The sequence below is a fragment of the Enterocloster clostridioformis genome (genome assembly GCF_020297485.1).
GTDB lineage: Bacteria > Bacillota > Clostridia > Lachnospirales > Lachnospiraceae > Enterocloster > Enterocloster clostridioformis.
Map to the genome: position 1 here is coordinate 23,630 of NZ_JAIWZC010000001.1, position 25,857 is coordinate 49,486.

Consider the following 25,857-nt stretch of genomic DNA (forward strand, 5'->3'; position numbering starts at 1 on the left):
CCATGAGGCTACAGGAGAATCACATCCGCCGTCCTTCTGGGCGCCGTCCTTTTATATGTGATATCCGGATAACCCAGAAGGGCACAGGCCTCTATCCTTTTTTTTCCCACGCCCAGCCATTCCATCACCTCGTGGTTCATTTCGGCAGCCCTGCGCAGATAGCCATTATAGAGGAATCCAAGCCCCAGTGACACTCCCATCAGTTCCATGTTCTGGGCAGCCAGTCCAGCGTCTATATTGGACTCAGACGCGATAAACAGCACGGCAGGCGCGTTGCGGAAAAGATAATCCTGTTTTGCATCAGCCATATGAGCCTTATAGAAGCCTCTGTATGGCTGGGCCGGCCCCGGGACAGGACTGTCCAGAATACGGCCGATTCCGTCCCAGATAAGGGCTTTTAAGGTTTCCAGCTCCTCCTGGACAAAGATGAAGCGGCAGTCCTGCATGTTTTTGGCTGTAGCAGTATACCGTCCGGCCTGCACCAGCATATTCAGGTCACCGGTGCGGACAGGCTTCTGCTTAAAATTGCGTACGCTGCGGCGGAATTTGATTGCCTTAAGAAGACGGTCTGAATCCAGCCTGGCCTGTTCCTGACTCAGCTCCTCCACATCGGCCATATCATATTCCGGGATGGATACGGCGTTTACAGGACAGACAGCAACGCAGTGGCCGCAGAGAATACAGGTCCCGGAAACCTCTGCTTTTCCTTCTCTCAGAGACAGGTTTTTTGCGATACAGTCCCTGGTACACTGCCCGCAGCCGGTGCAGGCGCCTCTGTTAATTTCTACCATATGTATATCCTCCTTTGATTCTTTGTTCTGCATACTAAATATTATAACCCAGGGAAAATCACACTGCAACACCGGTTCCTGAAACCAGCCGGTTAATACCTGGGATACCCTGCACCCCTGGGAAACCCTGCAATACTAGTACAGCATTGCTTAAATATCAGTGATTAAATTACTAATGGTATCCCGGCATATGTCCACTTAAATGGGTGTGCTGTAAGATTGTATTGTTCAATAAAGCGCAGGATGCTTGCTTCCAGTTCTTCTATTGATAGGTAGCTTTTCCGCTTCAGCAGCTTCCGGTTAATGATGCCAAACCATATCTCAATCTGGTTCATCCAGGAACTGTGTTTCGGAGTATAGACAAAGCGGATCCGGTGGGAAGGGTCATGCAGGAAATCCGCTCGGCTTTCCATACTTTTAAGGATCCCTGTTTTCCCTTTTTTGCCCAGTTCCACGCCAAGGGCACAGGCTTCTGCCACAAAGCGGACAAGGGCTTCCGATTTATGGGTGTTTAGGCCATCGCATATAAATGTCCATGGGGCTTGCGGGTCTGTCCCTACCAATGCTTTCACGGCTTCCACAAAATCCTCTTCTGTGCGTGTGGAGTTTAAATACGGCATTTCCATACGGCCCGTTGCAACATCAAAGAACCCGATGAGGCTGGTCGTGCCATGGCGGATATACTCAAACTCCATTTTGGCGCACTGGCCGGGTAATGGGAGCTTGTCAGGATATTTATGTTCCAGCGCTTGTACCCCGGTCATTTCATCCGTGGAAACAATGTGTGCACCTTCCCGGCTTTGTTCCTGGGCACTCTGGTACAGGCCGCAGATTTCGTTTACTTTCCGCGCAAAAGATTCCGGGGCTTCCGTCTTTTCCGAAGAATGAAGCCAGTAACGGATTTTGTGGGGATGTAAATCTACCTCATTTTTAAAAAACGGCTGACAGATTTCTCAGAAATCTGTTCAGCGATCCCCTGCTTTTTAATTTCTGCCACTAACAGCGGGAGACTCCACTGGCTTACTTCGTACCCAAAATCATTTGGGCTGCTGCAGGCAAGGTCGATGATCCGCATGATCTGGTCCGGCGTAAAAACAGACGGGGCACCGGGGCGTTTTTTATCGGACAGGACTGCCCGTATCTCATCTTCAAGCTTTTTCGGGTCGTCCATTTCAATCCTCCGCAAGGCTGGGAGCGCCGCGAGGAACCGACTGCGCCAGGTGGCAACATTATTATAATGAAGCCCGACCTGTGGTGCAATATTCTGGTTGAGTTCCCCCTGTGACGCAAGCAGGACAATGCTGGCTCTTTTGACCAGTCCTGACGGAAGGGAGCGGCTTTTTGAAAAAGCAGATAATATGTTTTTCATGGCATCAGATAAAACCGGGATAGTATCAATTGTTTTCCTTCGCATAATAACACATCCATTCTTTAGTGATAGAATTATTATGCACCGACTACAATAAAAAAGCAACGTCTATTCATTATTATTTTGGCAATGCTGTACTAGGCATTCCTGCGGTCCCTGCTCCCTCCGGCACATCCTTCGGCCCATGCGGATGTTTGTTGTATTTTTCTTCTATCTGTGTTATGCTCAATGGAAAGAAAGACAAGGAGGCAGTGGAAGAAATGAAATGTCCCTATTGTGGTAATGAGATGGAATCAGGATTCCTCACATCAGATGCCCGCTGCACTGCATTGAGACGGAAGAAACATGATATGTGAAAAAGGACAGTCTCACTTTTCCTGAGGCTGTCCTTTTAAATTTAATTTTTCTTACATTACAGCTATTACAGCATCTCAATGAAAGCCGCCATCCTGGTGTTCAGCTGTCCCACGTCGGCCTGGGAATAGTCTGTCTCCACAACGGTATAGGGAAGTCCTTTTTTCTCCTTTACCAGCTTGCGGACCAGGGAAGTCTCCACATTGTAGGTGTGGCATGCCTGCAGAACCAAATCCACCACGCCGTCCACATGGAAATCGTCAATAAGCCTGTCTAACAGTTCCATACGCCTGGGGTTAGGGGACATGCAGGAACAGCCGATGTTCAGGTACTTCCTGGCCAGGGCGTCATATACGTCCGGGTTATCCTCATCAATGGGGTCCAGGGGTTTCATGCCGGAGCAGTTTTCAAAACAGACCACCACGCCGCCGTTATCCTCAATGGCGCGCACCACCTTGAGGGCGGCACCGCCGGATGGAGAACCGGTCACAAGGATTCTGGCCCTTTTTCCAATATTTTTTCCCTGGGCATACTCAGCCTCAATCTTATCCGTGATGGCATTGACTTCCTCCGCCAATGTATCAATTTTCATCTTAAATCCTGTGCCGTAAACAATGTTGACGATATCCAGACCCAGGGCAGGGGCCGGATCCAGGGCCATCACATACTGGAGACGGTTAAGGGCCGCGAGAATCTGGTTTCTGTTATGTATCTGGCGGCGGATGGCATCTTCTGTGATGACAGTGCCGAATTTCTTTTCCAGCACCTCCTTAAAACGTATCAGTTCCTGGCGGTAAAGACCTATTCCGGCCTCTGTCTGGCAGTTTGGCAGCTCAATGACATGAACGGGCTTAAACTCAGCCAGAATCTCATACATTTTCTTTTTGCCGTCGCAGGTTGTCTCGCCTACAATCAGGTCGGAGAAATAAAAGAAGGGGCATTTATCCGTCTTGGCAAAGCCGTAGCTGGATTTTATGAGGGGACAGAGGTTTCTGGGCAAATCCTTTTCAGCGTCAGGTATGGTTTCGTCAGTAACAGAGCAGAGTCCCACAACAGAGGCGCCCATGGCATTGGGGATTTCCCTGGGAAGATAGGTGCAGAAGACACCGACTACAGGTATGCCTTCCTCCTTTAATTCTTTTATTGCAAGAAATGAATTCTTCCTTGCGTCCGCAAATTCTTCAAAAATTTCAGGCAGTTCTTTTTTCAGTTCCATGTCAGCTTCGGCTCCTTTTCTTTAGTTTTCCATATCCCAGAACGGCAGCCCCTATGGCGCCGGTATACTGAGAGAGGGGGTGAGTGGTTATATGGGAAGTTTTCATATATTCTCCCAGTACGGACCGCATGACTTCTGACTGTGCCAGGCCTCCTGAGAAGAAAATATCAGGATGTCCGCCTGTCAGACGCTGCGCAAAGATGGCGGTCCTGTGGCAGATGGAGTGGACACATCCAAGTACGATGTCGCCCGGAGGTGTCTCCTGGGCCATCAGCCCTACAATCTCGCTTTCCGCGAAGACGGCGCACATGCTGTTAATGGGTACGGGCCGGCATCCATGGACGAACTCGTCCAGATGTGAGATGTCGCTTCCTACCCGGGCCATAATCATTTCCATGAACCGTCCGGTGCCGGCCGCACACTTGTCGTTCATTAAAAAGTCATTTACCTGTCCGTGGCTGTCAAGAGTGATGACCTTACAGTCCTGTCCCCCGATGTCAATGACTGTATCACAGCCGGGGGCCAGATAAGAGGCGCCTGCGCCGTGGCAGGTGATTTCCGTGATTTTTGCGTCTGCCTCCTTTAAAAGCTCCCGGCCATATCCGGTACTCACCACGAACCCGGTGTCCTCCGTGTAAAGCCGGTCGTAAATGTCCCTTAGAATCTCGCCCGGACGTATGGAAGTGGGAAGCATGTGGCATCCCACCACATTCATTCCGTCAAACAGGACTCCCTTGGTCATGGTTGAGCCTGAATCAATCCCTAAACTAAACATAGAAACTCCCTTATTTTTCGCTTTTATACCTATTTGAGTATAAATAACTGAGAAAAAATAGTCCAATTGATATTCTGAATGAGATTTGATTTGAAATTGAAAAAACATATAGGGGAATTTGGGGCTGCCTGGATAGGAGGATTTGAACCGGGAAATTTGGATTGCCTTTCCCTGCCTTGCGCCAGCCTTTTAATTGCCGCTCTATTTGGTAAATATTGTTGATTAAAGATTTTGCTTATGCTACAATTAAATAATATATATTTGGGAAAAGCTGATGTTTTGCGGGGAGGAAATCATATGTACCGATGCAGGATGAAGATAGCTGTTTTCAGTAAGGATGCCGCGCTTATATTCTGTGGCAGCCGTCAGCGCATCGGTACATTTCCATCGGAAGAATTTGAGGCGGCGGATGAGTTTTGGGAGACGCCCTTTGTAAGAGATTGTATTAAGGTACGCCTGAAGCGTATAATGGAACAGATTAACTGGGCTGCGATTATTACATGCCCCGGACCTATCTGGATACGGCCATTGACAGTAGCATGCGGACCAGGCCCTGTAACGTGCCAAGGCTGAAAAAAGGGCGGCTGCTGTCTGTGGGAAGCCGGTATGAATATCCATAAATAAGGCTGCATCTGTGATAATATTGGGATATACAACGGAAAAGAGAGGCGGGTATTTATGTACATGGATTCCTTTTTCTGGGGAGGCGGTTTTGAAATCATGTTTACCCTGGTATTTGTGATTATCATTGGAGTATTTGTGGTTACAGCAGTAAAGGGATTGAGCCAGTGGAACAAGAACAATCAGTCCCCCAGGCTGTCGGTAACAGCTTCCGTGGTCTCCAAAAGGACCAATGTCAGCCATCACAGCCATCCCAATGCAGGAGATGCCACAGGAACCCATGGCTACCATTCCACCACGTCCACCAGCTATTACGCGACGTTCCAGGTGGAGAGCGGTGACCGGAGGGAGCGGACGGAAGGCTGATAGAGGTAACGCCGGACCATGAAATCGTAATGTGACCTTCCGTGTGCCGGGAGCCGGTGCCTTCGGGGCAAAAAAGTGGTTGATGCTGCCGGGACTTAGCCTTATTATGATGATATAGCACTCTGTGTGGCCACGGATGATGAGACGGATGTCGTAAACAGCGAAAAAATATTCGAGGTAGATATTGAGTTCTTCCGCCCTGTCACTTCAGACAATTGGAGAAAAGAGGAGCTGTTTTTCGCAGCCCCTCTTTCATGTTGTGCGCCTGGCGGCGCACGTTTCTAACGGGTGAAAGTCCTGAATCCACCTGGTAGCGGGAAGGATATAGCCGAAGGCAAGGGTGTTGCAGGTGACTGCAAATCTGAAGGAAGCCGGATGTGGGGAACGAACCCATGGGCAAACCTCTGGTCTGACGGACAGAAACCGTATAGAAGGCTGTACATGAGGGTAAGTCTGCAACACAAGATGAAGCCCGATAGCTACACGGAATCGTGTACAGTAAATGCGGCAGATAGATGGAGGGAAAGAAACGTGTGGTACCCAGGGAGGTCTGTACGGAATGCTCTGAAAGGAGTAACCATTGCCGAGAGGTAATGCTGAGCGTACAGAAGTCAGCAGAGGTCATAGTAGCTGTTTTCAGTGAAGGACCGAATCAATAGGAGTCTTTAGTACGACAGGGAAAGGAGGAATGGGCAGATGGGTACAGAAAACAGAGAAAGCTGCTCGCAAAGAGATAGCGCGGAACGCAAAGGGTATGTGAGAGCGCACCGCTCATTCAACCGGATATGGAAGGAAAGAGACAGTGCAGAGCCAGACATCTTAAGTAAGATACTGAACAAGGAAAATCTGAACAGGGCTTACAAAAGAGTGAAGGCAAACAAGGGAGCGCCGGGAGTGGATGGAATGACCATTGAAGCGGCGTTACCATGGCTGAGGGAGAATAACTATGAACTGGTAGAGAGAATCAGGAAGGGGAAGTATACCCCATCTCCAGTCAGGCGTGTGGAGATTCCGAAGCCGGAGGGAGGGATACGAAAGCTTGGTATCCCCACCGTAATAGACCGTATCATCCAGCAGGCAATGCTTCAACAGCTCATGCCAATCTACGAACCATTGTTCTCGAAAGACAGCTTCGGCTATCGTCCGGGACGAGGAGCAAAAGACGCCATTCTCAGGATAAAGGAGTATATCGAACAGGGATACACGAGGGCAGTAGTTCTCGACTTATCGAAATACTTTGATACGCTGAACCATACGATACTGCTGAACCTGTTGAGGAAACAAGTAAAAGACGAAAGAGTGGTGCAGATGGTGAAGCGGTACCTGAAAAGTGGAGTGATGGAAAACGGTGTTGTGACAGAAACGAAGGAAGGCTCCCCGCAGGGAGGAAATCTATCCCCACTCTTAGCAAACGCGTATCTGAATGAGTTCGACTGGGAGTTCCACAGACGGGGCGTACCGTGTATCCGCTATGCAGACGACATCGTACTGCTGGCAAAGAGCGAACGGGCGGCAGAACGACTGCTGGAATCCAGCACGAAATATCTGGAGGCAAGGCTGAAACTGAGAGTGAATCGGGAAAAGAGCCGAACGGTCAGTGTGTTCGCAATCCAAAATTTTAAGTTCCTTGGTTTTTGTTTTGGGAAGAACGGAACAGGGACCTATATCCGTGTCCATGGAACGTCATGGAAGAAAGCCAAGGAGAAACTGCGCAGGCTTACTTCCCGGAGCAGGTGCGGGAGTATCATCCGAACCAAGGAAAAGATAAAAGTCTACATGAGAGGATGGCTGAACTACTATGGGATAGCGGACATGAAGAAAAACATCGAAAGCCTGAATGGATGGTTGTACCGCCGGATACGGATGTGTATCTGGAAACAGTGGAAACTGCCCAAAACCAGAATGAGGAAACTCATAGGACTGGGAGTAGACAGCCATTATGCGGCAACAATAGCCTACGACCGCAAGGGATACTGGTTCAATGCCGGAAACAAGGCGGTCAACTGGGCATTAAGTAAAGAAAGACTGATAAACTGGGGCTTTTATGACTTAGCCGCAGCCTATCAGTCTCTGCACACCAACTATTGAAAGCGCCGTATACGAGAACCGTACGTACGGTGCTGTGAGAGGACGGCGGTTAATCACCGCCTCCTACTCGATTTTTGGAGGCGTCATATGTATAAGCATTTTTCAATTCCCGGAGCGTCCTGCAGGGTCCCCTTTGCAGACCTTTGCAGGAGAAACAGTGAGTTCAGGACCTATTTTATAAGAAAGACCTACGAGACTTCCCAGTGCATTCATCCCCAGGGTACAAAGATTACTGCCTCAATTACCAGACCATCCGTGAGCGGATTGCTTACTGGATTGTGGGAATGCACGACATCGCTCCCGCGGAGACCATCCGCATGCCCGGCTCCCAGCTGATGCTGGACAATATGCTCCATGTCAGCAGGTCCTCCCTGAACCAAGAGCTGAAGCTGATGGAGAAGGAGGGCTATTTCAGGATTACGGGACGGGAGATGCAGGATTGGGATAAGGAAAAACTGGAGGAGCTGATTTAAACCGGCTCATCCTCCGGCCGGATACGGATGTTTTATGAAAAACTGGAGGGGAAGGATTCACGGGTAGGATACGGTGGTCATCACAGGAGACCATTCATGGGGGCTGAATCTGGAGGAAGCCCTGGCTGATTTGGATTTCATCCAGTCCCTGCCGGGACGCAAAATCCTGCTGAGAGGAAATCACGACATGTTCTGGGATGCCAAGAAAACCTATCGTCTGAATGAGATGTTCCGGGGGCGTCTGTCCTTTCTCCAGAATAATTTTTATGCCTACAGGGAGTACGCCCTGGTGGGGACAAAGGGGTACTGCTATGAGGGAAAGGATTCCCCGGAACATTTTGAGGAGCTGGTGAGGAGGGAGCTGGACCGGCTCCGTATCTCCTTTGAGCTGGCTGCTGCGGACGGCTACAGCCAATTCATTATGTTCTTACTGGGGGAGGTGGACGGAATTGGGTATAAGCTGGTTTCATCGGATTATCTCAGGTTCCGGCCGGAGAGAGGAGCAGCGTGAAGTACAAAGCAGGGACCAGGAGGAGGCGCGGCGGTTCTGTATTGCCATAAAGCAGCCGGGGACGGACCAGAAAGAAGTCCTGTACACAGGGGACAGCGTGGTGGACGCAAAGACAGCGGCAGGAGCCGGTGCGGATTTTGCCGGTGTGTTGACAGGAACAAAGTCGTCCCGGGATTTTGAACCCTTTGATCATGTATGTATTGCCTGGGATTTGGAGGAGCTGCTGAAAGCTTTGAAGCAGGAGAAATAAGAGAAACAGGGAGTTGTCTGCGTATAATCGAGTAGGAGGCGGTGATTAACCGCCGTCCTCTCACAGCACCGTACGTACGGTTCTCGTATACGGCGCTTTCAATAGTTGGTGTGCAGAGACTGATAGGCTGCGGCTAAGTCATAAAAGCCCCAGTTTATCAGTCTTTCTTTACTTAATGCCCAGTTGACCGCCTTGTTTCCGGCATTGAACCAGTATCCCTTGCGGTCGTAGGCTATTGTTGCCGCATAATGGCTGTCTACTCCCAGTCCTATGAGTTTCCTCATTCTGGTTTTGGGCAGTTTCCACTGTTTCCAGATACACATCCGTATCCGGCGGTACAACCATCCATTCAGGCTTTCGATGTTTTTCTTCATGTCCGCTATCCCATAGTAGTTCAGCCATCCTCTCATGTAGACTTTTATCTTTTCCTTGGTTCGGATGATACTCCCGCACCTGCTCCGGGAAGTAAGCCTGCGCAGTTTCTCCTTGGCTTTCTTCCATGACGTTCCATGGACACGGATATAGGTCCCTGTTCCGTTCTTCCCAAAACAAAAACCAAGGAACTTAAAATTTTGGATTGCGAACACACTGACCGTTCGGCTCTTTTCCCGATTCACTCTCAGTTTCAGCCTTGCCTCCAGATATTTCGTGCTGGATTCCAGCAGTCGTTCTGCCGCCCGTTCGCTCTTTGCCAGCAGTACGATGTCGTCTGCATAGCGGATACACGGTACGCCCCGTCTGTGGAACTCCCAGTCGAACTCATTCAGATACGCGTTTGCTAAGAGTGGGGATAGATTTCCTCCCTGCGGGGAGCCTTCCTTCGTTTCTGTCACAACACCGTTTTCCATCACTCCACTTTTCAGGTACCGCTTCACCATCTGCACCACTCTTTCGTCTTTTACTTGTTTCCTCAACAGGTTCAGCAGTATCGTATGGTTCAGCGTATCAAAGTATTTCGATAAGTCGAGAACTACTGCCCTCGTGTATCCCTGTTCGATATACTCCTTTATCCTGAGAATGGCGTCTTTTGCTCCTCGTCCCGGACGATAGCCGAAGCTGTCTTTCGAGAACAATGGTTCGTAGATTGGCATGAGCTGTTGAAGCATTGCCTGCTGGATGATACGGTCTATTACGGTGGGGATACCAAGCTTTCGTATCCCTCCCTCCGGCTTCGGAATCTCCACACGCCTGACTGGAGATGGGGTATACTTCCCCTTCCTGATTCTCTCTACCAGTTCATAGTTATTCTCCCTCAGCCATGGTAACGCCGCTTCAATGGTCATTCCATCCACTCCCGGCGCTCCCTTGTTTGCCTTCACTCTTTTGTAAGCCCTGTTCAGATTTTCCTTGTTCAGTATCTTACTTAAGATGTCTGGCTCTGCACTGTCTCTTTCCTTCCATATCCGGTTGAATGAGCGGTGCGCTCTCACATACCCTTTGCGTTCCGCGCTATCTCTTTGCGAGCAGCTTTCTCTGTTTTCTGTACCCATCTGCCCATTCCTCCTTTCCCTGTCGTACTAAAGACTCCTATTGATTCGGTCCTTCACTGAAAACAGCTACTATGACCTCTGCTGACTTCTGTACGCTCAGCATTACCTCTCGGCAATGGTTACTCCTTTCAGAGCATTCCGTACAGACCTCCCTGGGTACCACACGTTTCTTTCCCTCCATCTATCTGCCGCATTTACTGTACACGATTCCGTGTAGCTATCGGGCTTCATCTTGTGTTGCAGACTTACCCTCATGTACAGCCTTCTATACGGTTTCTGTCCGTCAGACCAGAGGTTTGCCCATGGGTTCGTTCCCCACATCCGGCTTCCTTCAGATTTGCAGTCACCTGCAACACCCTTGCCTTCGGCTATATCCTTCCCGCTACCAGGTGGATTCAGGACTTTCACCCGTTAGAAACGTGCGCCGCCAGGCGCACAACAGATAAAGAGAGGATGTCCATCAGAGCGGACATCCTCCTTTTTGAGCGGATTCAGCTGCTTCCTATACAATCTGATACTTTGCCACGTACACCGGGAACGTATCAGTACCTTTTATATCCTTGCCTTTTGTGATGGTCACATTCTTATCAGTCACGGCATATTCTACGCTGGCCCCAGCTTCTATCACCGTATCCTGCATGAGCACACAGTTCTTTACCCTGGCGCCCATTCCTATCTTCACACCGCGGAACAGGATGCTGTTTTCCACCTCGCCCTCAATGATGCATCCATCGGCAGCCATGATGTTGGCGGCCTTTGAACCGTTGATATACCGGGCGGGATTGTCGTCGCGAATCTTGGTATAGATGGGATTGCCGGCGGAGAAGAGCGCGTTAACATTGGCATCGTCCAGCATCTTCATATTCTCGTCAAAATAGCTCTTCATGCTGCTGATTCGCGCCACATATCCGTCGTAGCGGAATGCCTGCACGTTCAGCCTTCCTATCTGGGGCGCCAGGATATCGCGCTCAAAGAATACCTGTCCGCGCACATAGGCAGTGTTTATCTGGTCAATCAGGAGCTCCCGGTCAATGATGTAGATGTTCATGGAGAAATTCTGCACTCCTGGTTCTTTGGAGTTCATGTACATCTTGGTAACACGGCCATTGTCAATGGCCAGGGTATAGTAGAGACTTTTTCCGATGTCCCGGTGTCCGGTGAGATCGCCGGGAAGGGGTTCCTCCCTGTAGGCAACGGTAACATCGGCCTGACTGTCCATATGGGCCTGAATCAATGCGTTGAAATCAAAGTTGACAGCCAGGTTTGTATCGGCCATGACCACATACTTTTCTTTCTGCTCCTTCAGGAAATCCAGGATGCTGGCCAGCGCTTCCACGCGTCCATTGTAGATGCTCACTGTTTTTTCTGCAAAGGGCGGGACCAGGTTAAGGCCGCCGTTCTTACGGGTCAGGTCCCATTCACGGCCTGAGCCCAGATGGTCCATCAGGGAGTGATAATTCCTGCGGACAATCAGGGAAATATTATCAATTCCGCAGTTCGCCATGCTGGAAAGGATGAAATCCACCAGACGGTAACGGCTGGCAAAAGGAATGGAGGCCATCAGGCGCTCGCTGACCAGGTCGGGAACCAGGGAATCATAGCTGTTGGGAAAAAGGATGCCAAGGGCATTTGCATTGGAATTTACCATTGTTCTTCACCGCCTTTTACATTATTCTTTACCATGGCACTGGGACCAATCTTGGCATCGGGTCCGATTTCAATGCCGGGCCCGATGGTGGCCACACCTTTTTCGCCGTCAGAGGGCATGGCTCCAACCACTGCGTTTTCTCCAATTACCACGTTTTCGGCCACAATACAATGTTTTACCATGGCGCCTGCCTTGATGGTGGTGCCGCCCATAACCACGGCGTCCTCCACCTGTGCCCCGGCCTCCACCTTTACGCCTGAGAAAAGGATGGAGTGCCTGACCTGTCCGTTGATACGGCATCCGTCGGTAATCATGGAATTCTCCACCAGGGCATCGCCGCTTATCCTGTGTCCGGTCATGCCGCTGTTTCGGCTGTAAATCTTCCAGTTTTCATCAAAGAGATTGATGCCGCTGTGCTCCGGGTCCAGGACCTCCATGTTGGCCTCCCAGAGGGAGGAAATGGTCCCTACGTCCTTCCAGTATCCGTTGAAGTGATAAGCATACATCCTTCGTCCGTCACGCAGCAGGTTGGGAATGATGTTGTTGCCAAAGTCATTTTCAGAGTCCGGGTCAGCCTCATCCTCTATGAGATACTGTCTGAGGATGTCCCAGTTGAATATGTAGATGCCCATGGAAGCCAGGTTGGACTTTGGATTCTTTGGCTTTTCCTGGAATTCGGTGATGCGGTCATCTCCGTCAGCCACCATGAGTCCGAAGCGGGACGCGTCCTCCCACGGTACTTCCATGACAGCCACGCTGAATTCGGCTCCCTTTTCCTTGTGGAATTTAAGAAAGTCGCTGTAGTCCTGTTTGCAAATCTGGTCTCCTGAAAGGATGATTACATACTGCGGGTCGTACCGTTCAATAAAGGAGATATTCTGATAGATGGCATTGGCCGTGCCTTTGTACCAGTCTGAACCGGATGCCTTCTGGTAGGGCGGGAGTACATGGACACCGCCGTAGAGGCGGTCCAGATCCCAGGGCTGTCCGTTGCCGATATACTCGTTCAGGACTAGAGGCTGGTACTGGGTCAGGATGCCCACTGTATCGATTCCGGAATTCACGCAGTTTGAAAGCGGAAAATCGATGATGCGGTATTTACCGCCAAAAGGAACCGCGGGTTTTGCCAGTTTTTGGGTCAGTGCGTAGAGACGGGAGCCCTGGCCGCCGGCAAGAAGCATTGCAATCATTTCTTTAGCCATAATATTTCCCCCTGATTGGTGTTGGATATTTATACATATTGTACCATATATTGGAATGAAAAAACAGTGATTTATGCAAAATAATTAAGAAAATGATGAAAAAGTGAGAATAATATAAAAAAATGCCAAGAATATTCCGCTAGGCAGGACAGAGACAGTACAAAGCTACAAAATATAAAAAAGAAGGTGACATATAATAGAAAGTGTTGTATAATATCGTTATACTCATAAAAGAATAACGATAACCAAAAAACTATGGCTGAAAGAAAAAACAGAAATAAAAAAGGAGCTGCTGCTCCATAAATGATGACTCATCTATTTCGCAGCAGCTTCCGCAGCCAATCTTTACCCTTCCAGGGCTTTGATATCCATATCTTTTGGAAGCACCAGGCTTAAAAATACGGAGACGACAAATACAACTGCCACCACATTGGCTGAAAATACGGACTGGACCAATTCAGGGAAGATGTTCCAGATCCCAATTTCACTGGCTGTTGTAAAGCCGATTCCCACTGCCAGGGAGAGGGAGACAATGACTATGTTTCTCTGGGAAAATCCGCATTTGGCAATCATCTGTACGCCGGAGGTAAGGATGGTGCCGAACATCATAATGGTGCATCCGCCAAGCACTGCCTGGGGCAGGGAAGCAAAAAAGTTTCCCACAGGCGGAAGGAGTCCGGCCAGAATCATACAGGCAGCCCCTGTCATGATAGTGAAACGGTTGACCACCTTTGTCATGGCCACCAGGCCCACGTTCTGGGAGAATGAGGTTACGGGCGGACATCCGAATACGGTGGAGAGGGCGGACGCGTAGCCGTCGCAGGCCAGGGATCCGGATATTTCCTTTCCCGTGATTTCGCGGTTTAAACCGCCTGAAACCAGGGCAGAGGTGTCGCCTATGGTCTCTGCCGCGGATACCAGGAAGATGATGCAGGCAGAGATGATGGCCCCTGCGTGGAACTCAGGCATAAAGGGCAGCAGATGGGGGAAGGAGATGATTCCGCCGGACATAATCAGGCTTAAATCCACTTTTCCGAGGAAAATGGCGATGACATACCCCACTATCAGGCCGGCCAGTACGGACAGCTGTTTTAAGTATCCTTTGGCAAAGATGTTCCACAAAAGACAGGTCAGCAGGGTGATGGTACCCAGAATCAGGTTCTGGGCGGAACCGAAGTCGTCTGCGTATCCGCCGCCAAAGGACCTGGCGCCCACCGTAAAAAGGGAAAATCCGATGGCTGTAACCACAGAGGCAGCCACCACTGGGGTAATGATTCTGCGCCAGTATTTGGCCAGAAGTCCCAGGGTTCCTTCAAAGATACCGCCTATGAGCACGGCTCCCACCACGGCTGGATAACCGAAGTTGGCGGCAATGGTACTGAGGACTGTGACGAAGGTAAAGCTGACGCCCATGACAACGGGAAGCTTGGATCCTATCCGCCAGATGGGATACAGCTGAATCATGGTGGCGATTCCTGCCACAAACATTGCGTTCTGGAGCAGGATGGCTGTCTGGGCCTGGCTTAGGGCCGGCTGGGCAGCGCCCGCTATGATGGTAATAGGCGCAAGGTTGGAGACGAACATGGCCAGGATGTGCTGGAGGCCGAAGGGGATGGCCTTGGCGATGGGCACCCTGCCCTCCAGTCTGTATATGTTGTTGATGCTGCAATTCGTATTTCTGTTCATAATTGGTTCCCCCTGTTATAATGATAGTTAATCAGCCCCGCTGGTTTTGCGGCTGACCTGGTATACCTCCTCCACGATGCGCTCCATGGCGTTGAGGATGTTCTCATAGCCGGTGCATCTGCACAGATGCCCGGATATCAGCTTCTTAAGCTCTTCACGGTTGTATTTTTTTCCGGTTCCCACGATTTCCACCGCGCTCATGATAAGACCGGGAGTACAGAAGCCGCACTGTACGGCTGCCTCCTCGATAAATGCCTTCTGAATCGGTGACAATTCCCCATTGGGCCCCTTTAAACCTTCCACTGTCATGATGCTTTTCCCCTCGGCCCACAGGGTCATGTAGATACAGCTGTCTATGGCTTCTCCGTTTACCAGTACGGTGCAGGCGCCGCATTCCCCGACCTCGCAGCCCTTTTTCACGGATGTAAGCCCCAGACGCTGGCGCAGGGTATCCAACAGGGATTCCCTCTCATCCACAGCCAGCTCCACTTCCCTGCCATTTACTTTCATGTGTACAATCTTAAGCATTGACAGCACCTCCTGCTTTTTTTATTGCTTCTGCCAGGGCCCGTTTGGACAGTTCTTCGATGAGCTGCAGACGGAATTCCTTTGACGCCCTCCATGAGGAACGGGGGTTCACTTCTTTCAGGGCAGCCTTGCCGAAGGCCAGGATTGCTTCCCTGTCATTGACCGCGCGCCCTTTTAAACCATTCTCCGCCTCACGGCAGCGCAGAGGAGTGGGACCGGCCACGCCGTATCCCAGCCTGACATCCTCAATCCGTTCTTTATCCCGGCTCAGCTTTACGCGCACCGCACAGCCCAGGGTGGCTATCTCCATGGCCTTTCTCTTGCCGTACTTGATGTAATGACCGCTCCAGCCCTCGATGCTGCTTTTGTGTACCAGGAAACCGGTACAGACCTCGGTCCGCTGGCGGACGGTCCGGCCGGGGCCTGTATAGAATTCGCAGACCGGCACGGTGCGTTTGCCCTCCGGGCCCTCCAACAGAACATCTGCCTCCAGTGTCCACATGGTGGAAGCGGAGTCGGCCGAGGTGGCGCCGTTGCAGATATTGCCGCCGATGGTTCCGGTGTTGCGTATCTGTGGTCCGCCCACCATGTCCACGGCGTCCCCCAGCATGGGTATGTATTTCTGGATCAGGGCGTCGTTGGTGATATGGGAAAATGCAGTTCCTGCTCCTATCCACAGGCCGCCGTTATCAAGGAGGCGGACTCCCTTTAATGCTTCTATATTATGGATGGATACAACGGACCTTCCGGCATCCTTTCCTTCCCTGACACGAATCAGAACGTCTGTGCCGCCGCTTATGATTTCGGCGTCAGGATTTTTCACCAGGGCATTTATGGCATCAGCCACATCCTTGGCCTCATAAAATGATTTGATATCAAACATAACCTTCTCCTTATATCAGACCTTTTTCTTTGAATTTTTCTATGAGCCGCTGGGCGGTCATGGGAGTCACATCCATGTGGACTCCGGTGGCGTTTAAGATGGCGTTGCGGATGGCTGGGGCCACCGGGATGGCAGGAGGCTCGCCCAGGGATTTGTTTCCGTAAGGGCCGGTTGGGTCCTCCAGCTCAATGAACGCCACGTTTAAGTCCGGCGTATCCATGGCAGTGGGAATCTTGTAATCCAGCAGGTTATTATTTAAGGGCCTGCCTGTCTTTTCATCCACCAGCAGCTCCTCCGAAAGCCCGTATCCCAGTCCCATGCTCATGCCGCCGTGGACCTGGGCCCGCGCGGTCATAGGATTGATGAGTACTCCTGAGTCATGGACATTGATGATATCCTTCACCGTCACCAGTCCAAGGGGAATGTCCACCTCGATTTCCACAAAGCAGCAGCCGGAGGAAAATGTGTTGTCTTTGCACTGGTTAGTGACCTCGGCTGTGATATGTACGGAGCGGTCCAGGGAATAAAAGGCAGTGTCAGCTACCACGGACAGGTCGAAGAGCACCGGCTCCCCTCCGCTTACCACGATTTTGCTGTTTTCTATGTCCAGCATATCCGCCGACACCAGTTCCCCTTCCTTAAGTCCAAGAGTCTCCCGGAGCAGGGCAGAGGCAGCCTTTACCTCGTCCGCGTACACGGTTTTGGAGAGATCGCTTACATCATGGCTCAGCATGTAGGCGGCATACTCCAGTATCTTAAGGCGGAATTCCTCGCCGCATTTCTTGCAGGCCATGCCGGACACATAGGTCTGGCGGGATGCATAGGCCCCGGTGTCAAAGGGAGTCACGTCCGTGTCCTGGGTGGATACGATGTAGACCTTGTCAAAGGCGATGCCGGTTGTCTGGGAAGCCATCTGGGTGAATACGGTGTCGGCTCCCTGGCCGATTTCCGTAGCGCCCATGCACAGCTGCATGGAGCCGTCCTGGTTGAGTATCATGCGGGCGGAAGCTGTTTCCAGGGAGATGGGGTGCACGCCTGTCTTATAACAAAAGATAGCCATGCCCACACCCTTTCGGACCGGGCCGGTCTGATTCCGGTAGGAGCTCCACTTCTCGTCCCAGCGGATGTGCCTGCGTCCTTCCTCGATGCATTTCTTCAGACCGTAGGAATGGAAGGTGATGCCGTTGGCCGGATCCACGAAACCGTCCTCCATGCAGTTCTTCAGCCTGAATTCACAGGGGTCCATGCCAATGGCGTCTGCCAGGTCATCGGTGAGACATTCCGCAAACCATGCTGCCTGGGGAATGCCGTAGGCCCTCATGGCGCCGGCTGTGGGAGAGGAGGTGTATACGGTGAAGCAGTCCACCTCGGTGCCAAGCTCATCTCTGTAAAGATCCTTGAACACATTGCCGCAGTTGGCGCAGATGGCATGGCCGTGGGAGGCGTAGGCGCCGTTGTTGGCATAGGCATCCAGCTTCCTGGCAAGAATACGTCCGTCCTTTGTCACCAGGCCTTTACATTTTCCCTTGATGGCGTGGCGGGTGCGGGTGCCGGAGATGGTTTCCTCCCGGCTGATTTCCAGCCTGACAGGCCGTCCCCCCACGGACATGGTCAGGAATGCGTTTAAGGGTTCATAGAGCACGTCCTGCTTGTTGCCGAAGCCGCCTCCGATGTAAGGCTTTATGATGCGCACCCTTCCGATTGGAACCCCCAGGGCCTGTGCCGTACAGCGCCTGACGATGTGGGGAATCTGGGTGGAGGATACCACGGTTATCTTGCCGTTGGTGTCCACATAGGCCCATGAAACCGGCAGCTCTATGTGGCAGTGGGAAATCCTTGGGGTATCGTATTCCTTTTCCAGGGAAATGATTTCCTCCGGTCCGTAACAGGACCCGGCTTTCTTAAGTCCGTCCTCATAGGTGAAATCACTGTCACCCATGGTCATGTGGGAGTGTACGATTACATTGTCCTTCCTGAGATCCGGATGCAGGGGAGTGGCGTCCTCTGCCATGGCTGCCTCCACTGTAACAATGGGAGTATATTCTTCATATTCCACTTTAATCAGGCGGGCTGCCCTGGCTGCGGCCACCTCATCTTCCGCGATGACAGCCGCTATGTCATCCCCGTACAGACGGACCCTCTGGTTCAGTATTTTCCTGTCACAGATATCCTGATGCTTTTTTTCCACGCTCCATGGATGGCCTGCCGTAGGAAACTGGCAGTCGGGAACATCGAAGCATGTGACAATCTTCACCACACCAGGTACCTGATAGGCCTCTGTCAAGTCAAAGCTTTTGACCAGGCCGTTGGCGATGGTAGAGTGCACGACCTTACCGTGCAGGATGTCTCTTGGTTCCAGGTCCGCGGTGTACTTGGCCTCCCCGGTCACCTTCCCGTAAGCATCTACACGTTTTACTTGCTGCCCTACAATATTCATTTTTTGATTTCCTCCTTACTTTTCCTGCCAATTTCAGTACGAATCTTTACACAAATAGAAAAAAAGAGCTGGCTACATTAAGATATGTAGCCAACTCTTTGCGGTAGTTGGTAGAGACTCTGGGCCAATCCCCAGGATATACATATTGGCAAAAGAAATGTTAAATTGTTATCTTAAAAAGAATTATAGTACCTAAAAAAGTTTTAGTCTACGGCAATAATTGAGAAAATTACTGACACAATGTTGTGCAATTTGCACAAAACGGTGCCGGGATAATAAAAAGGTGAATACTTATATAATGTGGTTTCTTTGGCGTCCTATTGCATTTTCTACCTGTTTTTGTTATATTTAAACCATTGGAAATTTGTCAAAAGAACGTCTATTTTGGTGAAACCACGATATATATGTAAGAAGGAAATGAAGAGGAAGCCTGGTTTTGCCGCGGGATAAGCGGTTTCACCGGCGGATAAACGCCGGGCAAGAGTATGAAGCGATGATTTTACAGAAGAAAATGTTGGTCGTGGAAGACAATGAAAAAACCGAATGATATTAAGGAAAATTCTGTCATCCAAATATAAGGTGCTGGAAGCCGGCAATTGTCTGGAAGCACTGTCTCCTTAGGGAATATGGAGAGATGGTTTTTCTTATTTTACTGGACATCGTCATGAGTACCATAGCGTCCCAGTCCATAGGGAAAGCCGTGAAGCTCCAGCAGGTGCTCATCAATATCCTGAGCAATACCATCAAGTTTACCAAGGAGGGAGGTAAGGTCGCCTTTTCGGCCTCCCAGCGCAGAAAGACCAAGAATGATGCACCAAGTGCTGGTTCGTTCTGGTATATCGGGATGTCCAGGATGAACTTCTGCCGGAGCGGGAGCGGAATGTGTAGATCAGCCGGCTGGCCACGGCAGCTAAGGCCGCATACCAGATGCTGATTGCGGTTAACCTGACACAGAATACTTATCACATGGTGAAATACCAGCGGTTTCCGGTGAAAGCACCGGAGCCGGAGGACCGCTTTGACGATCTGATTGAATTTGAGCTGGAAACAGTCCATTATCGCCATGACGGCTGACGCCTTTGCGGAGGATATAAAGAGGACCCGCCTGTCCGGCTGCTTGGATTTCAAGAGGCAGAACAGGTGGGATGAAATGATGGATATATCCGGTCCGAATTAATGGAAGGGATGGGGTTACAGTGATTAGGAAACAGATATACAGGGCTGGATGGACCGCCATGGTCCTGCTGGTTTTGACATCCTGCCGGCTGAAGGATACGAGGCAGGCATATCCGGAGGATGAAGGCACCGCGCAACAGCAGCAGGCTGTCAGCCAGTCCGGAAAACATGAGGACCCGGAAGCGGAACAGGGGCTGCCACGGGAGTCCGCGGCCGGGAATGCCGGGGCACCCGGAAGGGCCGGGGCATCGGGAAGGGCCGGGACACCCGGGAATGCCAAAGCAGCCGGAGGCGCCGGACTGGAAGAGCCGGGAACCGCTGTCAGGGCAGTACAAAACCTGGGAGCCCGCAACCAGCTTATAACAGGCAGGTTCTTTAAGGCGGGGGATATACGGTGCGGCCTGTCCTTTGAACTCACCGGAGAAGGCTGGGAGTCAGAGCGGCTGAAATGTGTCTTTACCCTTCCGGATGAGATGCATACCAGCTATTATGACAGCATGAGAAGCGCGGAAATCCTGACTGAGAGGGGCAAAAAGACATACAAGATAACACCGGAGACCATGGAAGAGGTTCCGCGGGTCCCGGCGCTTACATATACCATTAAATTTGCCATGGATGATGAAGCTGATCCTCATATTTCAGTGAAGGGTGAGGGAGGACTGGCCGGCGACTATTATCTGTTTGAGGACAGTCTGACCTTTCCGGATGTGTTTTCGCGCTATCTGTCCAGGGCAGATCTCTGTCTGTGGCCCACGGAGAATTTGTGGCTTCTTCGGAATGAAATTTATGCGGCCAACGGACGGCAGTTTAAATCCGATGTGCTGAGCCAGTATTTTTCGGAAAAAAGGTGGTACAGGGGTATCATAGCACCGGATTCCTTTTCAGATTCCATTCTGTCGGATGTGGAATCCGGAAACATTTCCTTAATACAGAAAATGGAAAATGATACGGACAGAGACAAGCTGGACGGGCGGAACCAGTATGGCCTGGAGGACCTTCCACCGGCGTCCTATCTGCCATATCTGGGCAGGTATGATGAAACCGGACTGAGAGGTGACCTGACTCAGGCCAGGGATATGGGGGCATACTACGCTGTGCCGGGAGAGATATCGGTTCCGGCTTCCATTACCAGAGAGCAGCTTCAGACGGTTATGGAGGGCGGCCAGGCAAAAGTGACTCTGGACGAGCTTACAGGCGAGAGCCGGATGCTGTCGCTGAATCCCGGCCAGGAAGATACGCCTTACGGCTTCCTGCTTCATGATGCGGGGGAAGAACCGGCAGGCCAGGGATACGAGACAGGAATCAGGCCGGATTACAATACGGATGAATACCACCTGTGGCAGACCAGCTGGGATACGTTGATGAAGACGGTCTACAGAGGAGATATCTATATCATGAAGGGAGCTGTCTCTGGCGCGGATACCGGGCTTTTGAGGGCATCGCAGTATCAGCGGGAGATTTTACCCGGTCCGGTGGACCCGGAAACAGGCCAGGTTATCTGCAGCCAGTTGACGGGGAACCGGCTCTTCTACAATTCCAGGGGACACTTTACCGCCATATACTATCTGGGGGATTGATATAAAAGAGGCAGCGAAAAATGGATGCGGTAAAAACCGGATTTTGTGAATAAAAAACGCCCTGTAAGCCCAAAGCTATACTGGAAGCGAGGTTTTGCATATGCAGATAAATGAAAATGAAGTCCTGGATGAGCAGACGAGGGAAATTCTGGACTACTACCGCGGGCTGCCGGAGCGTTCTTCGCAGGAGGCCATTGTGGAGATGCTGAGGGAACTGCAGGGCGTTCATGGCTGCATCAGCCCTTATGTGCTGGAGCAGGCAGCAGAGGCGGCCGGGGTACGGGATTCCATGGTACAGGCCATATGTAAGCGGTATCCCAGTTTAAAGACAACACCCTATAGCCATGAAATTATACTCTGCACAGGAAGGAACTGCGCGGCAAAGGGCAGCCTCACCGTCATGGATGAACTGAGAAAAAGGCTGGGAGTGGGTAAAAACGGCATATCAGAGGACGGGACCGTGTGTCTCAGGACCAGGAACTGCCTGAAGAACTGCCGGAAGGCGCCCAATGTCATGGTGGACGGACGTATGTACTCCGGTCTGGATGCAGAGGCCATACTCAGGGAACTAAAACACCGATGATGTAAAGCTTTATATGGTTTCCTGTCCTGCTTTTTTTCAATTCCCGGCCATCTGCACATTGAATCCTGCTGCTGTCAGTCAGCAGGTCCAGACTGCGCTGGGACAGGTGCAGTTTACTTTTTAATATGGCATGTGCCCTTACGGGAAGCGGGTATGGATTATCAATCCACAGGACGATGGAGGAAACCGGTTCGGCTGAAGCAGGTGAATCAGATTGTAACATCCTGACAGGCGGATACCAACCTAATTCTTGTTTGATAAATAAGGTTGAGACATACAGATGGAATATAAAAAGCCCGGACAGATAATCACTGTATATCTGTTGATTGCGGAAACGAAGCTCCTGCCGGGTGGAGGTCCCTTCCCCCCAGCGTTTTTTGTGCCCGGCAGTCTTCGGTATATATATCAGCGCGCCGTCCACGTATTCCTGTACTTGCTCCAGCAGTTCACGGAGCAGGATGACGGATGATATCATGAAAGAACATATGGCCTACACCGGGGCGGCTATGGAGCGTGGAATGACCTTTATGTCCGGCCTGTAGGCGGATATAAGCGGCAGCCTGTCCGTTATGAGGGCAGAGGAGGAAGATTGTTAAAAATTTACCTTTATTTGTATTTGGTAGCAATAGTGTTAAGATTGTGTTATAATTATAATTGCATTTATGCAAAAATACTAAAAAAGGGGAATTGTGCGTATGAAAAAGAAACCGCTTGCACTATGGATTTTTACTGGATTGGCTTTGGGTATTGCGGCAGGTATGCTGTTGATGGGCCGGCCGGACATTGCGGAAATTTACATCAAGCCCTTTGGCACCCTGTTTCTGAACCTGCTGAAATTCATCGTAGTCCCCATTGTCTTGTTCTCCATCATGAACGGTGTTATTTCCATGAAGGATATTAAGAAGGTGGGAAGCATTGGAGGTAAGACAGTCATCTACTATATGTGCACTACCTTTTTTGCGGTTACCATGGGACTTTTGATAGCGAATCTGTTCAAAAAGGGATTTCCGGTGCTGTCCACCAGCTCCCTGGAGTACACGGCGGCGGAAACGCCCAGTTTTATCCAGACCCTGATTGGCATTTTCCCAAGCAATATCATACAGCCCATGGCCGAGGCATCCATGCTTCAGGTAATCGTGGTGGCTTTGCTCTTTGGCTTTGGCACCATTGTGGCGGGAAAGAAGGGAGAGGTATTTGGAAACTTTGTGGAGAGCGCCAATGATGTGTCTATCGCAGTTATGTCCTTCATCATCAAGCTGAGCCCCATCGGTGTGTTCTGTCTGATTACGCCTGTGGTGGCTGCCAACGGACCCCAGATACTGGGCAGCCTGGCCTTTGTGCTTCTGGTGGCTTATATCGGGTACATACTCCACGCCTCATTGGTGTATTCGCTGACCGTAAAGTCTCTTGCGGGCATCGGACCCCTTAAGTTTTTCAAGGGCATGGCGCCGGCCATGATAATGGCGTTTTCCAGCGCGTCCTCTGTAGGCGCCCTTCCTCTTAACCTGGAATGCACGGAAAAGTTGGGGGCCAGAAAGGAGGTGGCCAGCTTTGTGCTTCCGCTGGGAGCCACCATCAATATGGATGGAACCGCCATTTACCAGGGTGTGTGCGCTGTGTTTATCGCTTCCTGTTATGGAATCAACCTGACCCTGTCCCAGCAGATTGTCATTATACTGACAGCTGTTCTGGCTTCCGTGGGCACGGCCGGTGTGCCGGGATCCGGTATGATTATGCTGGCTATGGTGCTTCAGAGCGTAGGGCTTCCTGTGGAAGGAATTGCACTTGTGGCCGGTATTGACCGCCTGTTTGACATGGGTCGAACCACGGTGAATATTACAGGGGACGCTGCCTGCGCAGTGATTGTTTCCCATCTGGAGGATAAGAGGTTAAAGAAGGCTTAAGCCTGAATTTCATCAAGGTAAAAGAAGGGCCGCGCTGTGATATGATGTCGCACAGCGCGGCCCTTCCCTGATACACATATTTTATACATAATCTATTTTATACATAACCCATTAGACCCGGAAGCCACAGTGACAGCTGCGGTATATAGGATACCAGCATCAGCACGATAAAGATGGCGCCAAAGTAGTAGAGCAGAGGACGGATAACCTGTTCTATCTTTGTCTTTCCCACCTTTACTCCCACGAAAAGTGTAGTTCCCACAGGGGGAGTGATGGTGCCGATACACAGGTTGAATATCATCATGATTCCAAAGTGGATGGTATTCATGCCCAGCGCCCGGCAGATGGGAAGGAAAATAGGGGTGAAGATAAGGCAGGCAGGCGTCATGTCCATAAAGGTTCCCACAATCAGCAGCAGAATATTGATGATAAAAAGTATTACATAGCGGTTGGTGCTGATTCCCAGCATGGCTTCCGATACAGCGGTGGGGATGCCGGTGAAGGCCATGACCCAGCTCATGATGCTGGATACTCCGATAAGGAAGATGATAATGCCTGTCATCTCTGCGCTGTCCAGGAAAATTTTAGGCAGCTCCCTCAGCTTGATGGACGTTGGTCAGGGCCAGCTCATTGTTCTCGGCGCCGTCTATAACGCCCTGCTGAATGGCAGTATACACCTCACCGAACCCCATAGGAGCAGCGGCCGTGCCAAAAGCATTGACCATGTCCACGCTGGCCGGGCTTTGCTGTACACGTATTTTCCTGCCCTTTAAATCATCCGGCGTGTTGATGGGAGTCTTGGCGTAGAAATTACGGGTTCCCGCATTGTACCAGGTCACCACCCTGAAACCGGCCTCGTCCGTGGACTTGTATATATTTTCCATATAATCCGTGTCTTCCATCACAGACCGGTAGACTTCTTCGGAGTCAAAAAGATAGGGCATGCTGAAAATCTCATAGACATCCGCAAATGTCTCCAGATTTGCCGTACCCGCAATAACAAAATCAATTGCTCCTGTCTGGGTCAGCTCGATTGCCTTCTGGGCAGATCCCAGTATTTCATTGGGGAATATCTGTACCTCATATTTGTCTCCCAGACGTTCTTCCACATATTCCTTAAATGCCAGCATTCCCAGATGCTCAGGATGGGTCTCCGACTGTGCGTGCGACACGCGGATAATTCTTTTACCTGAGGAAACCAAGCTGCATCCGGAAGCCGAAACCATGACAGCGCCGGCCACAGCTGCAATTGCAAGCCTTTTCATTAAAACACTCACCATTTCCAATCCCTCTCTTTATTTGCGTATGTCAATGTCTGCAGAACATGTAACTGGTTTTTATTATATCGACAAAATTGTGTATAATCACTGGAAAATTTTAATATTTGAGAGTAAATTATTGTCATAAAGCAGTAATTGTATTAGCAATAATTTAACGGATTTTTAACGTGATATTAACGGCACAGATAGCAGACAGACGGAATCAATGGTATAATGGGAAAAAGGAGGAGAGGAATGCGGTGCTCCTGGGAGGATATCAGATGCGGGCGTATTTTTTCTTGTAATGACTCAGCGTACACGTTATAATGGATAGAATTCTTTGACTGTTATTCTCAAACAGGGGGATGTGGTAGGAAGGCAGTAGGTGCGATAGTAGGGAGGAGGCAGGATAATATTGGATAAACAATTGAGAATAATGGTTGACAAGCAGATATTTTCCATATAAACTGACAGAGTGAGGTGAAAATGCCTTTCGGATACAGCGGGAGAACTGCCGTATTCAGTCATATTACAACAGGGAGCTTGTGGGGCAGGCTGAGAGGAAGTAATCGAACTTCGACCTATTAAACCTGATTTGGATAATGCCAACGTAGGGAAATATGGAGTATGTACAAGCTTGCATGATATGAATGGTCCATTCCTTACCGGT

22 protein-coding genes, 5 pseudogenes and 2 riboswitches are annotated in these 25,857 nt (G+C 50.5%); of the genes and pseudogenes, 12 read left to right on the forward strand and 15 right to left on the reverse strand.

Annotated features, from left to right (window positions below; genetic code table 11):
• Positions 1 to 8 precede the first annotated feature (8 nt).
• From LA360_RS00130 to LA360_RS00140, 3 genes are all read right to left on the reverse strand, one after another.
• A complete protein-coding gene (locus tag LA360_RS00130) occupies positions 9 to 791 on the reverse strand; it encodes a nitroreductase family protein (RefSeq protein WP_022201683.1) in 783 nt (260 codons plus the stop codon).
• A gap of 164 nt (positions 792 to 955) precedes the next feature.
• Positions 956 to 1,741 carry a transposase gene (locus LA360_RS00135; protein WP_112481403.1) on the reverse strand — a complete coding sequence of 262 codons (786 nt, stop codon included), beginning with the start codon at positions 1,739 to 1,741 and terminating at the stop codon, positions 956 to 958.
• Positions 1,711 to 2,205, reverse strand: a complete 495-nt coding sequence (locus tag LA360_RS00140) for a helix-turn-helix domain-containing protein (protein ID WP_089776580.1) — start codon at positions 2,203 to 2,205, stop codon at positions 1,711 to 1,713. The genes LA360_RS00135 and LA360_RS00140 overlap by 31 nt, the downstream gene beginning before the upstream one ends.
• Before the next feature lie 215 nt (positions 2,206 to 2,420).
• On the opposite strand from LA360_RS00140, the gene LA360_RS30990 reads away from it, so the two are divergent.
• Positions 2,421 to 2,516, forward strand: coding sequence for a PF20097 family protein (locus LA360_RS30990; RefSeq protein ID WP_225537718.1), 96 nt, complete (start codon positions 2,421 to 2,423; stop codon positions 2,514 to 2,516).
• Positions 2,517 to 2,581: 65 nt separating this feature from the next.
• Here LA360_RS30990 and LA360_RS00150 read toward each other — a convergent pair whose 3' ends face one another.
• Positions 2,582 to 3,730, reverse strand: coding sequence for a double-cubane-cluster-containing anaerobic reductase (locus LA360_RS00150; RefSeq protein ID WP_112481603.1), 1,149 nt, complete (start codon positions 3,728 to 3,730; stop codon positions 2,582 to 2,584).
• A gap of 1 nt (position 3,731) precedes the next feature.
• Positions 3,732 to 4,505 (reverse strand): acyl-CoA dehydratase activase, encoded by a 774-nt coding sequence (locus tag LA360_RS00155; protein WP_002587540.1) that lies wholly within the window; start codon positions 4,503 to 4,505, stop codon positions 3,732 to 3,734.
• Positions 4,506 to 4,802: 297 nt separating this feature from the next.
• On the opposite strand from LA360_RS00155, the gene LA360_RS00160 reads away from it, so the two are divergent.
• The 6 genes and pseudogenes from LA360_RS00160 to LA360_RS00185 all read left to right on the forward strand — a co-directional run bounded on the left by LA360_RS00160 (position 4,803) and on the right by LA360_RS00185 (position 8,814).
• Entirely contained in the window at positions 4,803 to 5,078 is a 276-nt protein-coding gene (locus tag LA360_RS00160; protein WP_022201681.1) for a hypothetical protein, read from the forward strand.
• A 105-nt stretch (positions 5,079 to 5,183) separates the two neighbouring features.
• A pseudogene (locus tag LA360_RS00165) lies at positions 5,184 to 5,477 on the forward strand (DUF2500 domain-containing protein); the annotation flags it as partial.
• Positions 5,478 to 6,188: 711 nt separating this feature from the next.
• Entirely contained in the window at positions 6,189 to 7,580 is a 1,392-nt protein-coding gene (gene ltrA / locus LA360_RS00170; protein WP_089776622.1) for a group II intron reverse transcriptase/maturase, read from the forward strand.
• Between the two features lie 203 nt (positions 7,581 to 7,783).
• Positions 7,784 to 8,053 carry a helix-turn-helix domain-containing protein gene (locus LA360_RS29895; RefSeq protein WP_225537232.1) on the forward strand — a complete coding sequence of 90 codons (270 nt, stop codon included), beginning with the start codon at positions 7,784 to 7,786 and terminating at the stop codon, positions 8,051 to 8,053.
• 37 nt (positions 8,054 to 8,090) lie between these two features.
• Positions 8,091 to 8,564, forward strand: a pseudogene (locus LA360_RS00180) (metallophosphoesterase); the annotation flags it as partial.
• Entirely contained in the window at positions 8,503 to 8,814 is a 312-nt protein-coding gene (locus tag LA360_RS00185; protein WP_022201677.1) for an HAD hydrolase-like protein, read from the forward strand. The pseudogene LA360_RS00180 and the gene LA360_RS00185, both read left to right, overlap by 62 nt.
• Positions 8,815 to 8,912: 98 nt before the next feature.
• On the opposite strand, the gene ltrA (LA360_RS00190) is transcribed toward LA360_RS00185, so the two are convergent.
• The 7 genes from ltrA (LA360_RS00190) to xdhA form a co-directional block, all read right to left on the reverse strand.
• Positions 8,913 to 10,304, reverse strand: coding sequence for a group II intron reverse transcriptase/maturase (ltrA, locus tag LA360_RS00190; protein ID WP_089776622.1), 1,392 nt, complete (start codon positions 10,302 to 10,304; stop codon positions 8,913 to 8,915).
• A gap of 502 nt (positions 10,305 to 10,806) precedes the next feature.
• Entirely contained in the window at positions 10,807 to 11,952 is a 1,146-nt protein-coding gene (gene glgD, locus LA360_RS00195) for a glucose-1-phosphate adenylyltransferase subunit GlgD (RefSeq protein WP_022201676.1), read from the reverse strand.
• Positions 11,946 to 13,154 (reverse strand): glucose-1-phosphate adenylyltransferase, encoded by a 1,209-nt coding sequence (locus LA360_RS00200; RefSeq protein ID WP_022201675.1) that lies wholly within the window; start codon positions 13,152 to 13,154, stop codon positions 11,946 to 11,948. Before LA360_RS00200 ends, glgD begins: the two co-directional genes overlap by 7 nt.
• 345 nt (positions 13,155 to 13,499) lie before the next feature.
• Positions 13,500 to 14,840: a uracil-xanthine permease family protein gene (locus LA360_RS00205; RefSeq protein WP_022201674.1), complete on the reverse strand. Its 1,341-nt coding sequence runs from the start codon at positions 14,838 to 14,840 to the stop codon at positions 13,500 to 13,502.
• A 27-nt stretch (positions 14,841 to 14,867) separates the two neighbouring features.
• Entirely contained in the window at positions 14,868 to 15,368 is a 501-nt protein-coding gene (xdhC, locus tag LA360_RS00210; RefSeq protein WP_022201673.1) for a xanthine dehydrogenase subunit XdhC, read from the reverse strand.
• Positions 15,361 to 16,251 (reverse strand): xanthine dehydrogenase subunit XdhB, encoded by an 891-nt coding sequence (gene xdhB, locus LA360_RS00215; RefSeq protein WP_022201672.1) that lies wholly within the window; start codon positions 16,249 to 16,251, stop codon positions 15,361 to 15,363. The genes xdhC and xdhB overlap by 8 nt, the downstream gene beginning before the upstream one ends.
• 10 nt (positions 16,252 to 16,261) lie before the next feature.
• Entirely contained in the window at positions 16,262 to 18,688 is a 2,427-nt protein-coding gene (gene xdhA / locus LA360_RS00220; RefSeq protein ID WP_022201671.1) for a xanthine dehydrogenase subunit XdhA, read from the reverse strand.
• Positions 18,689 to 18,755: 67 nt separating this feature from the next.
• Positions 18,756 to 18,852: riboswitch (purine riboswitch) on the reverse strand.
• 524 nt (positions 18,853 to 19,376) lie between these two features.
• Between xdhA and LA360_RS31760 the strand changes: the two are divergent.
• The 4 genes and pseudogenes from LA360_RS31760 to LA360_RS00240 all read left to right on the forward strand — a co-directional run.
• Positions 19,377 to 19,502: pseudogene (locus tag LA360_RS31760) on the forward strand (ATP-binding protein); the annotation flags it as partial.
• A 113-nt stretch (positions 19,503 to 19,615) separates the two neighbouring features.
• Entirely contained in the window at positions 19,616 to 19,762 is a 147-nt protein-coding gene (locus tag LA360_RS00230; RefSeq protein ID WP_207737719.1) for a hypothetical protein, read from the forward strand.
• 161 nt (positions 19,763 to 19,923) lie between these two features.
• Entirely contained in the window at positions 19,924 to 21,441 is a 1,518-nt protein-coding gene (locus tag LA360_RS00235; RefSeq protein ID WP_112481604.1) for a DUF4454 domain-containing protein, read from the forward strand.
• Positions 21,442 to 21,541: 100 nt separating this feature from the next.
• Positions 21,542 to 22,024, forward strand: coding sequence for an NADH-quinone oxidoreductase subunit NuoE family protein (locus tag LA360_RS00240; RefSeq protein WP_022201668.1), 483 nt, complete (start codon positions 21,542 to 21,544; stop codon positions 22,022 to 22,024).
• Here LA360_RS00240 and LA360_RS00245 read toward each other — a convergent pair.
• On the reverse strand, positions 22,002 to 22,499 hold the full coding sequence (locus LA360_RS00245) for a CD3324 family protein (protein ID WP_225537241.1): 498 nt from the start codon (positions 22,497 to 22,499) through the stop codon (positions 22,002 to 22,004). The genes LA360_RS00240 and LA360_RS00245 overlap by 23 nt on opposite strands.
• A gap of 220 nt (positions 22,500 to 22,719) precedes the next feature.
• Here LA360_RS00245 and LA360_RS00250 point away from each other — a divergent pair, with 220 nt between their 5' ends.
• Positions 22,720 to 23,928: a dicarboxylate/amino acid:cation symporter gene (locus LA360_RS00250; protein ID WP_022201666.1), complete on the forward strand. Its 1,209-nt coding sequence runs from the start codon at positions 22,720 to 22,722 to the stop codon at positions 23,926 to 23,928.
• A gap of 97 nt (positions 23,929 to 24,025) precedes the next feature.
• Here LA360_RS00250 and LA360_RS00255 read toward each other — a convergent pair.
• Together LA360_RS00255 and dctP are read right to left on the reverse strand one after the other, a co-directional pair.
• A pseudogene (locus LA360_RS00255) lies at positions 24,026 to 24,538 on the reverse strand (TRAP transporter large permease subunit); the annotation flags it as partial.
• Positions 24,519 to 25,208: pseudogene (dctP, locus tag LA360_RS00260) on the reverse strand (TRAP transporter substrate-binding protein DctP); the annotation flags it as partial. The pseudogenes LA360_RS00255 and dctP, both read right to left, overlap by 20 nt.
• A gap of 504 nt (positions 25,209 to 25,712) precedes the next feature.
• A riboswitch (TPP riboswitch) is annotated at positions 25,713 to 25,822 on the forward strand.
• The last annotated feature ends 35 nt before the right edge of the window (positions 25,823 to 25,857 follow it).